This window comes from Hymenobacter artigasi (assembly GCF_012275535.1).
Classification (GTDB): Bacteria; Bacteroidota; Bacteroidia; order Cytophagales; family Hymenobacteraceae; genus Hymenobacter; species Hymenobacter artigasi.
In genome coordinates this window covers 375,803-388,532 of the sequence record NZ_JAAVTK010000004.1, presented here as the reverse complement: position 1 = coordinate 388,532, position 12,730 = coordinate 375,803, and the positions used below count along the sequence as shown (strand labels likewise).

At 63.4% G+C, this 12,730-nt stretch carries 5 protein-coding genes; all 5 read right to left on the bottom strand.

The window, feature by feature from the left end; translation table 11 throughout:
* Nucleotides 1-132: 132 nt before the first annotated feature.
* The 5 genes from HBN54_RS09790 to HBN54_RS09770 all read right to left on the bottom strand — a co-directional run bounded on the left by HBN54_RS09790 (nt 133) and on the right by HBN54_RS09770 (nt 12,712).
* Nucleotides 133-5,562, bottom strand: a complete 5,430-nt coding sequence (locus tag HBN54_RS09790) for a beta strand repeat-containing protein (RefSeq protein ID WP_168673003.1) — start codon at nt 5,560-5,562, stop codon at nt 133-135.
* Between the two features lie 119 nt (nt 5,563-5,681).
* Complete coding sequence (locus HBN54_RS09785) at nt 5,682-5,978, bottom strand: hypothetical protein (protein WP_168673002.1); 297 nt, start codon at nt 5,976-5,978, stop codon at nt 5,682-5,684.
* A gap of 153 nt (nt 5,979-6,131) precedes the next feature.
* Nucleotides 6,132-9,710, bottom strand: a complete 3,579-nt coding sequence (locus HBN54_RS09780; protein ID WP_168673001.1) for a PAS domain S-box protein — start codon at nt 9,708-9,710, stop codon at nt 6,132-6,134.
* Nucleotides 9,711-9,744: 34 nt separating this feature from the next.
* Complete coding sequence (locus HBN54_RS09775) at nt 9,745-11,091, bottom strand: sigma-54-dependent transcriptional regulator (protein WP_168673000.1); 1,347 nt, start codon at nt 11,089-11,091, stop codon at nt 9,745-9,747.
* 382 nt (nt 11,092-11,473) lie between these two features.
* Nucleotides 11,474-12,712 (bottom strand): DUF1972 domain-containing protein, encoded by a 1,239-nt coding sequence (locus HBN54_RS09770; protein WP_168672999.1) that lies wholly within the window; start codon nt 12,710-12,712, stop codon nt 11,474-11,476.
* Nucleotides 12,713-12,730: the final 18 nt, after the last annotated feature.

Genomic DNA, 12,730 nt, shown 5'->3' with positions numbered 1-12,730 from the left:
TTCGCGTCCCCGCGCCGTTAGAACTACGCTGACGGCGCGGGGACGCGAACTACAAAGTTCGCGCTACGTGTACACGAACCTGAAAACTGCTCTAATAAAAATTTGTGTCAATAGCCAGATGGCCCGTGATGCCTATTGCACCCCGAAGCTGGCCGTCAGGAAGCGGCCGTTGGCCAGGCGCAGGCGGGCCAGGTACCAGCCGGGAAGCAGCCGGGCGGTGCCAATGCTGCCCGTTGCGCCGGCCGCCAGCACGTTCGTGGCCAGGCATTGGCCGGTGAGGGTGTAGATGAGGAGCCCGGCCCCGGCGGCCTGCGCGGCCACGGCCTCGCCCAGGGCGTAGTGCAGGGGCTCGCCGGGGGCCAGCAAGCTGGGGTAGACGGCAAAGGCTTCGGCAGCTCCGGCAACCGCAACCGTGCGTACGGCCGAGAACTGACTGCTACCGTTTGCGTCTACCTGCCGCAGGCGGTAGTACACCTGCTTAGCGCCGTAGTTGGCGAGCTGCTCATCGGTGAAGCTGTACGTGTGGGCCACGGTGCTGGAGCCGTGGCCCGGCACCCGCTTCACAAGCTTAAAGGCCTGGCCATCGGTTGAGAATTCCACGTCAAAATGGTCGTTGTTTATCTCCTGGGCCGTGGTCCAGGTGAGCAGGGCTGCCTGCCCGCGCGCCACGGCCTGAAACGAAACCAGGGTAACCGGCAGGGGCGCGAAGGACTTGGCCTGCCCCAGGCCAAACTGGCCGAAAGTGCGCAAGCTGCTGCGTAGGGCATAGCCATCGGCCACGAGGCGGCCCGCGCCGTTGCCGGGGCTGAGGCTTCCGCCGCCGGCGCTCCAGTCGGTGGCACTGAGGCTGGTGTCCGGCCGCCGAAGCAGGCCGAACTCATTATCAACCAGGTTGGCAAACGGCATCAGGGAGGCCTGCAAGGCATACGTGCCGCTGGCCGGCTGCGCATCGGGCGTCAGCGTCCAGATGCCGGCCGGGTAAACGGCCAGGTAGCGCAGGGCGCTGGGCGTGGTTTCGGTGCAGCTCAGGCCGGCATCGGAGTCGGTTTTGAGGCTGAAGCGGGCATCGAGGAAGCTGGTGCCCGCGAGCTGGCTGCTGAGCAGGTCGAGGCGGGCATACTGGCCCGCCGTGCCCACGGGGAAAGCGTAGGTGGCGCTCACGCCATCGGCAATGCTGCGGCGCAGATTGCCCACTACGTAGCTGCCGATGCCGCTGGTGATGAGGCTGTTGGCTGCCGAATTGGTGTGCAGCCATTTGTACGAGCCCGTGGTGATGAGTCCGGCCGTGAGCGTGAGGCTGGTGGCCGTGCCGGCATCGCTTTGCAGCACTAGGCCGCCGGGGTTGTTCACCACGGCGCGGCCAAAAACGCCGCCGGCCAGGGCCTGGGCACTGCTGCCAACGAACGATACCTGGCTGGCGGGGTCCAGGGTGGTGGTGCCGGTATTCAGCCAGTCGCCGGTTATGGCGAGCTCGGCGGCGCTGCCCAGGGTTAGCTGGCCACCGGGCAGCACGCGCAGGGTGGCCACGGCCGCCCCGGGGCTGTTTAGCACGGGCATCAGCGGGCTGGCTCCCACCGTTACGTTGGTGGTGGCGGTGGGCACGGTGCCGCTGGCCCAGTTCTGGCAATCGAGCCAGTCGGGGCCGGTACCGGCGCCGGTCCACTGTCCGGCCGTGCCATTCAGGGGCCCATCGGTCACCACCGGGAACTTGCCGGCATTAATCAGGACGCTGCAGCTGGCGCTGCTGGTCGCCACGCTTATCACCTGGTAGCTCGTAGTGGCCGTGCTGTTGGGCATTGGAAGGTCGTAGGTGGCATCGGGTACGGAAATGGTCTGGTTGGTGCCGGCCGTGAGGTTGCGCAGCACAACCGTGAGCGGGAACTGGGCCGCCGCCAGCGTAGTGGGCTGCTGGGTGAGCCGGTCGAGGCCCGTGAACGTGAAGCGCAGCGCGTGCGCCCCAAGCTGCGGACATACCTGCTGGCTGCGGGATATGGCCTGCGGCAGGGTGGCAAAGCTCCAGCCGCTGGTATTGCCCTGGTTGTTAGCCTGCTGGCCGGTTTCGAAATAAGCGCCGCCCTGGGCCTGGCTGTCGCGCAGGTAGATGAAGCTGGCGCACACCGTGCCGGCGGGCGTGGCACTCGCCGGCTTGCTCCAGATGAAGGCCTGGCCATTGACGGTGCTTTGCAGGGTGATAACCCGGGTGCCCGTGCCGCTGGCCTGCACGCTGGCCGTCGCCGCAAACGTGGTGGTGGTGCCCCCCCCAAACCGGAAGGTTGAGCCCGGCTCCAGGGTCAGCTGGCTGGTGATGGTATTGCTGCCGGTGAGGAGATTGACGCCGGCCAGCAGCAGGGTGGCAATGGTGCTGTTGCCGCCCACTACGTGCAGGACGCCGGGGCCCATCTGCACGGTGTTGTAAGTGAAGCCGTTGCCGTTGAAAAACGTGCCGGTGCTGAGGAAAATGGTCGAGGTGCCCGCATCAAAGGCGAGCGAAGCCGGCTGGGTGATGGTCCAGTTGCCGGCCGTGATTTCTACGGTGGAGTTGCCCAGGCGCAGGGCGCGGGCGGCAGGGGCGGTGCCGGGCAGGGGGTTGCTCAGCAGGCTGCGCAACCGCACCGGCTGGTTGTTGGTGTGGAAGGTGCCGGCCAGCAGGGTCAGGCCCGCGCCCGCCGTGCGGGGCTGCTGCAACGCATCGGCCAGCCCCACGGTGGCCCCGGGCGCATTGATGGTGAGGGCCCCGCCGAAGGCCTGCCCCGCGCTGGTGATGATGGCCGCCCCCAGCACCAGGGTTTCGCCCAGCAGCTGCTGGCTCATGGCCGGGCTCCAGGCAAGGGAGCCATGCACGCTGAGCTTGTTGGTGCTGATGCCGCTGAACGTGGGCGAATTGGTGGCCGCCGCCCAGTTGAGGCTACGGCAGGCCGCCTGCACCGCATCGAGCGTTACTACCTGGTTGGGAGCGGTGAACGACTCGCCGTCAAAAAGCACATCGTCCAGCTGGTTGGGGGCGCAGTTGCCGCCCGCGCCGCCGCTGCTCAGGGCCCAGTGGCTCTGGGCGCTCCACGGGCCGGTGCCGCCCACCCAATACAGCGTGCGGGCCACCGGGGGGCTGGTAAACACGAGCCCGGTAGTGCTGCCGTTGTTGAGGCTTTGGCTGGCCGTCCAGGTGCTTCCGCCCGTGAAAGCGACATTGCGCAGGGCGGCGAACTGCAGCGCCATGTTGGGCAGGGTGCCACCGGTGGGCTTGCTGAACGTGGCCCCGGCGGTAGCGCTGGCCCCGCTTATGCTCAGGAAGCCGCCGCAGCCCCCCACGGCGTTGAGCTGCGCGTTGCGGGCAAAAGTCTGGGTGGTGCTGTTGAACGTGTAGGCGTGGCCCGGGGCCAGCACCAGCTGCTGGGTAAAGGCGTTGCTGGCATTGATATCGGCCGAGCCGGCGAAGATGAGCTCATTAAACGTGGCCGCCGCGCCGCCGCCCGATACCAGCGAGGGCAGCGACAGCGCCGCAGGGTCGGTGAAGGCCACGGTGTGGTATTGCTGGCCCAGCCCCGCCACAAAGTAGGCCGGCTGGTTGTGGGTGGCGTTGGTGCCAATGCGAATGGTGCTGGTGCCGGCGTTGAGCACGGCCCCGGCCGCCACGTCCCAGGTATAGGTGGTGCGCGCGCCCACGTCGCCCGTGGCGGAGGCGGGCGTCAGGGTGAGCGTGCTGCTGCCCAGGTTCACCACCACCGGTGTGGCGCTGACCGGCCCGCCCCCCGCCGTGCCCGTGCCGAACACCGACGACGTAGCGGCGAAGCCACTGGTGAAGCCCTGCGCGGCAACATCCTGGCCGTTCGTATTCAGTGTGCCGGCCTCTACGTAAAGGCGGCCGTTGGGCGAGGTGGCCCCGGGGGCCAGCGTCAGGGCATCGAGCAGTGTGTAGATGCTGCCCGGGGCCCGGAAATACAGGTTGCCGGTGAGTACCTGCTGGGCCATTAGCACCGTGGGTGCCGGGGTGCCGGCTTCGTAGCCGTAAAAAACCAGGTCGGCGGCCAGGTCCAGCGTCATGGTAGGGTTGAAGGCCAGCGAGCCCCCGATGCCCAGCTGCTGCGGGCCCGGGTTGGCCGCGTCACGGCTGAAAACCGGGGCATTGGCGCCCGTCCAGTCCAGGTCGCGGCAAAAGGCATTGGCGCCGTCCAGGGTCACTATCTGGCCGCTGGCGGCAAAGGAATTCGCGTCGAAATGCACGTTGGTAGCCAGCGAAGGCAGGCAGCTGTTGGCGCTGGCACTGCCGCCGCTGGTCGTTGCCCAGTGGCTGGCGTCGTGCCAGGCACCCGCGCCGCCCACCCAGTACAGGTCGGTTACTGCCACGGTGCCGAATGCTACCCCCTGGGTGTTGCCCCGGTCCAGGCAGGCCGTTGCCGGCATTGGCACGGCACTCCCGTTGAAGACAATATCCTGCACCGCCGCATAGCTGAGGCTGGTGCTGCCCCAGCCCCCGACCCGGTTAAAAACCGCCGCCTTGCCCGGCACGCTCGACTGCAGGCCGACCATGCCGGCGCAGCTGCCGCCCGATACCAATTGCGCCTTCCCGGCAAAGGATACTACCTGCCCGGCCGCCGCCCGCAGCACCACATCGGGGCCCACGGCCAGGGTGCCGCCAATGGCCGCCGCGCTGGTGAGGGTGGTATTGCCATTGATGAGGAGCTTATTAAAGACCGACCCCGCCACGCTAAGGGTGGCCGTGGCCCCGCCCGCCACTTCCACCACGTTGTAGGCCTGCTCGGTGCTGATGAAGGAGTAGCCGTTGGCCGTGGCCCGCACCGTAGTGCCCAGCCGCAGGATGCTGCCGCCCGCGTCAAAAGTCAGGTTTGCGCCCGACATCTCCCAGGTATTGACGGGCGACAGCAGGTTGAACGTGCTGCCATTCAAAAGGATGGTTCGATACAGATTGCCCGTGCTGCGCACGCCATAGCACGATACCTGGGCGTTGCCAAAGTCGATGGAGCCCGTATTAAGCAGCAGGCTGGGAATGGAGCCGTACTGCACCAGGTTGGCATCGCTGGTAAACAGCCAGCCGCCGGGCTTGCTATCGAAGCTCAGCCAGCCGTTGATGGGCACGGCCTGCAAATCGAGTACGTGGCCAGTAGAGGTGGCCAGCAGGCTGATGTTGGCGTCCTGCCGGCCCAGGCCAGTGGCCAGGCGCAGGTCGCCGTTCACCTCAACGGTGCCGCTGCCCACGAGGCGCGCGCCGCCGGTGGTGCCGCCCCGGCCCACCGCGTGCACGGCTCCGGTCCAGTCCATATCGAAGCAGGTGACGGTAGCACCGATGGTTATGGTCTGGTTGCTGGCCGTGAAGGAATTAGCATCGAAATAAACGTTGTCGGTGCTTTGAGGTACCTGGTCGTAGGTGGCGCCGCCGCCGCTGCTGCCGGCCCAGTGGTCCAGGTCGTTCCAGAGGCCGGTGCCGCCCACCCAATAGTAGTTGGCGGCGTGCGTGGCGGGGGCAAAGCCCAGCAGCAGCAGCAACAGCAGTAGCCCGCGCCCGGCCCGGCCCGGCCGGGTTGGTGCGAAAAGAGAGGATAATAGCATCGGAATGAAGGTGTGGTATTTAGGAAGGCAAAATGATGGCGTGGCCGGCTGGCAGGCCCATCGGGAAGGGCAAGCAGCCGCGGGTGCTCCGCAGCACGGTCCGCAAGGCCCACAAAAGTTTATAATCCAGTAGTTGGCAGTGCCGGGCGCAGCGCGGCCGGATAGTACCGTGCCGGCATCGGCAGTCCTTCGTGCTGGGTGGCCACGAGCGGCACCGGAAGCGGCGCCAGCAGGCGCGGCCCGAGCCCGGCCTGCGCGGGGATGGTGGCTACCGCCGGCGGCAATGCCGTGCGGCTCCAGCGGCCCAGCGGCAGCAGGCTAAACAACAGGCCCACCTGCCACAGCCACTTGCGCGAAGTGCTGGGGCGAAATTCTGGGCTGGCGGGGGTTTCTTCGAGCAGTATAGTTGGAGGCATAGCAGGGTTTTTTCCTGTCTGTAGCCACCGCTATACCAACTTTCATTATTACCGCTAAATAACTTATAGTTTGATAGTTACACGTATAAATGCAGGCCTGATGCTCCGTTTTTCAGAATAAATGTCTGAAAAACGGAGCATGGCCTTCCGGACTCAGGCGCCGCCGCTGCGGCGGGCTTCCAGCTCGGCCGACATTGCGAAGATGACCTCGCGCAATTGCAGGTCCACGGCTTCGACCATGGGCTGCAGGTCGTCGTAGGAAAAAAGACCCGCCCAGTTTTCCATCGCATCCATCAGCTCGATGGCGGGCTTAATGTGCAGGTGCCGCAGGCTGGGGCACATCTTATGGGCGGTGGCCTGCAGGCCGGCCAGGTTGCCCACGGCCAGCGCCGCGTGCAGGTCGCGCAGCGCCGTGCGGGTGCTGCTGATAAAGGTTTGCAGCATCGACGCGATAAACTTCTGGTCGCCCTGGCCCATGCTCTCCAGCAGCCGCAGGTCGTAGAGCTGGCGCTGGGGCACAGGGGCCACCTTTGGGGGGGCAGCGGGGGGCAGCGGGCGGCCGGGCGGCCGCAGCACCCAGTCGTAGACGAGCTGCAGGAGCTCATCCTCATAGAAGGGCTTGGTGAGGTAGTCGTCCATGCCGGCGGCCAGGCATTTTTCCTTCTCGCCGCTGGTGGCCGAGGCCGTGAGGGCGATGATGGGCGTGGTCTGGCCCATTTGCTCGCGCAGGTAGCGCGTGGCTTCGAAGCCGTCCATCACCGGCATCTGCACGTCCATCAGAATCAGGTCGAAGCGCTGCTGGCGGACGCACTCAATCGCAAATTCGCCGTTTTCCGCTTCGGTTACTTTGATATGGGCATTGAGAAGCAGCGTTTTGGCCATCAGGCGGTTGTACTCGTTGTCTTCCACCAGCAGGATGTGCTTGCCCCGCAGCTCCTGCGCATTGGGGCTGGTGGCCGACCGGCGCGGCGGCAGGTCATCGACGGTGCCAATGGGCAGCGCCAGGGCGAAGTGCATGGTGGTGCCCTGGTTTTTCTCGCTCTCAATCACAATTTCGCTGCCCATCAGCCGGGCCAGGCTGCGACAGATGCTCAGGCCCAGGCCCGTACCACCAAACTTGCGGGTAATGGACACGTCTTCCTGGCTGAATTCCTGGAAGATATAGCTCAGGTACGCCGGGTCGATGCCAATGCCGGTGTCGCGCACCGTGAATGCCAGCCACACGGCGCCTTTTTCAACGCCGGCCACCTCGCACTCAATGGTTACGGCGCCCTTGCTGGTGAATTTTACGGCATTGCCGGCCAGGTTCAGCAAAATCTGGTTGATGCGGTACGGGTCGCCGAGCACCACGTCCGGCACCAGCGAATCGATAACGATGTTCAGGGCCAGGCCCTTTTCCTCGGCTTTGTAGAGCAGGGTTTTCTCTACCTGGGCGCAGAGGCGGGTTACGTTGAAGCCCACCCGCTCGATGGTCATCTGGCCGGCATCGAGCTTGGTCAGGTCCAGGATGTCGTTGATGATAACCAGCAGGTTCTCGGCCGAAGTGGTGATGGCGTGCAGGTAGTTGCTTTGGCGCGTGGCCAGCGGGGTTTTGGCCAGCAGCTGGCTCATGCCCAGGATGGCGTTCATGGGCGTGCGGATTTCGTGGCTCATGTTGGCCAGAAACAGCTCCTTGGCTTTGGCCGAATACTCGGCCTGCTGCTTGGCTTCGCGCAGGTTCTGCTCCAGCTCCTTCATGTGCGTGATGTCGAGGCTGATGCCAATGGTGCCCATCACAACATGTTCCTGGTCGTAGAGCGGGGCGGCCCCGGTAAAAAGCCACTTCGTTTCGCCATCCTTGGTCACGATGGGCATCTCGTAGGAGCTGCTCATGCCTTGCTCGCGCAGCTGGTATTCCTGCTCTATGTGCGGCAGGGCGCCGTAGGGCATCAGCAACGAAGGCAGCGGGTTGCCGAGCAGCTCTTCGTTGGTGTAGCCAATCAGGTCGCAGTAGTTTGGGTTGGCGTAGAGCACCCGCTTCTCCAGGTCGGTTTCCACCAGGCCCAGCTGCATGTTGTCGATGATGGTGCGGTACTTGGCCTCGCGGAGCTGCAGGCCCTTTTTGACGTTGTAGCTCTCGGTAATGTCCTCAAATTTCCAGAGAAAACCGATGTCCGTATCCCCGTCCCAAACCGGCCCGAACTCGCGCTCCACCACGCGCCCGTTGCGCAGGCGAAACAAGTTGAGCTGCTCTTCCAGGCGGCGTGCTACCTGGGTGGCCATGTCCGGCGCGTTGGCCACCGACTGCGCAATGCAGCTTTGTATCTGCGCTTCCACCAGGTAATAGTCGGTGCCGATGAGCTCCTCGGGCGAAGCCGTGAGCTCAAAGAGCTGGCAGAAGGCCTTGTTGGTCAGCACCACCTTGTAATTCTCATCCACCAGCAGCACCCCGCGCTTGAGCTCCTTAAAGGTGGTGGTGAGGCGCAGGGCCGTGGTAGCCAATGCGTTCTGGACTTCCCGGCGCACCGTGATATCTGCGATGATACCCGTGAAAACAAGGGGCTCGCCTGCTTCATCGCGCTTGGTCACCAGGCCCCGGTTCAGCACCCATTTGTAGCTCCCATCGTGGCAGCGCACCCGGTGCTCGCAGGCAAACAGCTCCTTTTCGCCGCTTTGGCAGGAAGCCCACTCCTGGTTGATGCCGGCAATCTCGTCCGGGTGCACGTAGTCGAGGAGGACGATGCGCTCAATGACCTGGTCGCCGTAGCCGAGCATGCTCAGGCACTCGGGCGATACCGAGCTGCATTTGGTGGTGTAGTGGTACTCCCAGCTGCCCATGCCTATGCCTTCCATCACCAGTAGCTCGCGCACGGTGCTGCTCCGGGCTTCTTCCTCGGCCAGCTTGCTCAGGGTAATGTCCTCGATGCTGCCGCTGAAGTCCGTGCCGTATTCGTCCTGGCCCGAAATGGCCGAGTTGGCGCGACACCAGCGCAAGGGCTGGCCCGGCACCACGAGGCGGCACTCCAGAATGACCGGGGCACTGGCGGTAATGGCCGCCTGGTAGATAGCCGCGTTGGTCAAATAGTCATCCGGATGCACGAAGTCGCTCAGGTGCTCAATGTCATCGATACCGAAAAGAACCTTCAGATTGGGACTGCAATAAGTGAACCGGCGCAGGCCGTCGTTGTCCTGGCGCACGCGGTAGAGCACGCACGGCGCATTCTCGGCCAGGTTGCGAAAATGGGCTTCGCTCTCGGCTAGTTGCTGCTGGGTCTTGCGGTCGAAGGTAATGTCCCGCAGCAGGCCCACATACAGCCCAACGGCCTGCTTGTCATCCACGATGGGCTGCATTTTCAGCAGCAGCCAGCTGCGCTTGTGCCGGGGGCGGGGGTCGGGTATCTCAAACTCAAACGCCTCGCCCCGGGCAATACTCGCGGTCACGGTGGCCTCAATGGTTTTATCGGGCCGCAGGTCGGGCGGCAAATGCGCAATGGAGCAGCCCAGCAGCTGCGCCATTGTGCACTGGCAGTGCTCCAGAAAGCCCTCGTTGGCCCAGGTAATGATGCCCTGGGGGTCGGTGTGCAGCATGCCATCGAACACGCGCTGAGCCTGCTGCAGAAAGGTGGCATGGTCCCGGATGCCGGGCGGCAGCGTTGGCGTCACGGCCGCCTGCTGGGCGCGCAGCGCAGCAATTTCGGCATCGCGCTGGCGCAGCGTGTGCTCGAGCGTGGCACGGGTAGTCTTGGGGGGCATGGGCGCGGTCAGAAGAAATGGAAACGCGGGCCGGCTATACTTCGCCGTCCTGTATCATCTTGTAAATCGTGGACTTGCCCACGTCCAGGGTTTGGGCCACCTGCGGCACGTTGCCGTCGTACTTCTCCAGGTAGTGCCGCACAATGGCGCAGGTGTAGGCCCGCAGGGTTTTTTCCGAGCTCAGGAAACTGGTGTCGCGCCCGGCCGGGGCAAACATCACGTCGGCGGGCGAAATCTCGGGGCCGTTGCTGAGCACGGCGGCCAGCTCCACAATGGTTTTCAGCTCGCGCACGTTGCCGGGGTAGGCGTAGGCCCGCAGCTTGTCCAGCGTGTCGGGGGCCAGCACCAGGGCGGGCTTGCCATACTCGCGGCAAAACTCGTCCACGAAGTATTTGGCCAGGTACAGCGTGTCCTGGCCGCGCTCGCGCAGGGGCGGCAGCAGCAGCGGCAGGCCCATGATGCGGTAGTACAGGTCTTCGCGAAAATTGCTTTTCTGCACTTCATCGGCCAGGTTCTTGTGCGTGGCCGTGATGAGGCGCACATCGAGCTTGATGCGCTCGTTGCCGCCCACGCGCTGCAGCTCGCGCTCCTGCAGCACGCGCAGCAGCTTGCTCTGAATGGCGGGGTTCAGGTCCCCGATTTCGTCCAGAAACAGCGTGCCGCCGTTGGCCTCCTCAAACTTGCCGATTTTGCGGGCCACCGCGCTGGTGAACGCGCCCTTCTCGTGCCCAAACAGCTCGCTTTCCAGCAGCTCGGTGGGAATAGCGGCCATGTTCACGGCCACAAACGGCTTGCGGTGCCGCCCCGAGTTCATGTGGATGGCCTTGGCCACCAGCTCCTTGCCGGTGCCCGTTTCGCCGGTGATGGAAACGTTGACCGGCGTTTGGGCGGCTTTCTCCATCAGCCCAAAAATGCGCTTGATGGCCGGGCTGTTGCCCTTCATGATTTTGCTGAAATCGTACTTGGCCTGGAGCTGGCTTTCGAGGCTTTTCACGCGTTGGCGCAGGCCGTTGGTTTCGCGCAGCTTCTGCACGGCGTTCCAGAGAAAATCCTTGGTGTTGTCGTCCTTCACCAGGTAGTCGGACGCGCCCATCTTGAGCAGGTGCACGGCCGTCGCAATCTTGTCCTGCGCACTGATGACGATGAGTGGCACCTCGGGCCAGCGCAGCCGCAGGGTGCTCAGCAGCTTGTCGCCGCTGATGTCGGGCAGCGAAAAGTCGATGGTCACCACATCGGGCAGCAGGTGCATGTTGTCCAGGCATTCCTGCCCCGACGTCCAGAGGTGAACCGTATTTTCCGGGTTGAGGGAAAGGTGGTAGTGCAGCAGTTGCCCGTACCAGGGGTCATCTTCAACGATGAAGATGATGAAAGGTGATTCCATAATTGGCTTTGCCGGCTCAGTAAGGTGGCGCGATACGCCTTCAGGGTCAATTAGCTGCGGTATACACTAATCAGCCGGGCCGAAACCCCCCAACCTTATAAAAGGCCGGTACAGATGAAAGATGAAAGTACGTAATAAATATCCGTTAACTTAATGATAAAAGTTGGCGGTATTTATATTGAATTTATATTTTAATATAAAAATCGGTATTTGCTATTAAAGCGTTCAACGTAACAAAAAAAACGATGAATGTTATTTAAAACCCGATGAAAAAATTAAACATGATTTTTTCATGAAATCGGTTTATGTGTTTTATCCAAATGGGCACAAAGGTAGCATTGGGTGAGAAACGACGAAAGCGGCGGGCCTGCTTTGCTCAGCCTTACACCTCGTCGTCATAGAACATCTTCAGGGCCGCGTACTGGCCCAGCTGGTTAGCCACCAGGTCGGCGGGCGGCAGCTGGCTGAGCTGGGAGTGCAGGCCGGCTTTGGCGTTCTTGCGCACCATGCCGGATACTTTGAGGATGAGATAGTTGTATTTGCGGGCGATGACGGCCCAGTTGTAGCGGCGGTTGGCCACGCTCTGCATCTGCTGGCCCAGCTCCAGCCAGGTCACCATGCTGGTGCCTTTGATGTGCTGCATCAGTTCGGCTTTGGTGGCGAAGTAGATGGCTTTGTTCTCAGTGGTGGCCTTGTTGAACGAGGCGTGGAAGGCCAGCACGGGCCGGCCCAGGCTCATGGCCTCTACCAGCGAGGGGTTGGTGCCGCCGGCGCTGTGGCCGTGCACGTACACGGCGCAGTTGCTGCGCAGCACGTCGAGCTGCTGCTGGTTGTAGATGGGGTCGAGCAGGTGCAGGTTGGGGTAGGCCCCGTTGCCGAACTCGGCAAAAATGCGCCGGCCGTAGACGCTGTTCTTCCAGTTGCCCACGATGACGAAGGTGTAGCTGGGCAGGGCAGCAAAGGCCTCCAGCACCATGCTCACGTTGTTTTCGGGCTCTATGCGGCACACCTTGAAGGCGTAGGGCTTGGCCAGAAACGGGTACTGCGCCCGGGCCTCGTCGGTGATGGGCTGCGGGCGGGCGTGGTCGCCGCCGTATTCGATAACGCGGCTCCGCGTGCTGTAGGCGCGGGCCGTGTAGTCCTGAATGGCGTCGTTGTCGGAAATATCGGCGTGCGAGTACTTCACCGCCAGGTTTTCGGACCAGCGCAGAAACCGCTTGGCAAAGGGGCTCCACTTCTCGCGCCGCCACTCGATGCCATCGATGGACACAATGATTTTCTTATTGGTAAACCAGCGCACGAAGGGCAGCATCAGCGCCCCCGGCACGCCCAGCACCAGCAGCACATCGGCAAACAGCACGGCGTGCAGAATAGACAGACAATCGTAGATAATGCTTTGTACACCATTGGCTTGCAGGGGCAGGTACACCAGCTTGGCGCCTTCGTAGTGCGAGCGGCGCTCGGCCTTGGGGTAGGTTTTGCCGCTGCAATACACCGTGAGGTCGTGCTGCTCGTGCAGGTACTTGACGAGGTAGGCCGTCAGGGTCTCGAAGCCGCCGTAGCAGGCCGGCAGCCCCACGGTGCCGATGATGGCAACTTTCTTGTGCGTATTGGTGGACATCAGTAAAATTCGAACGGA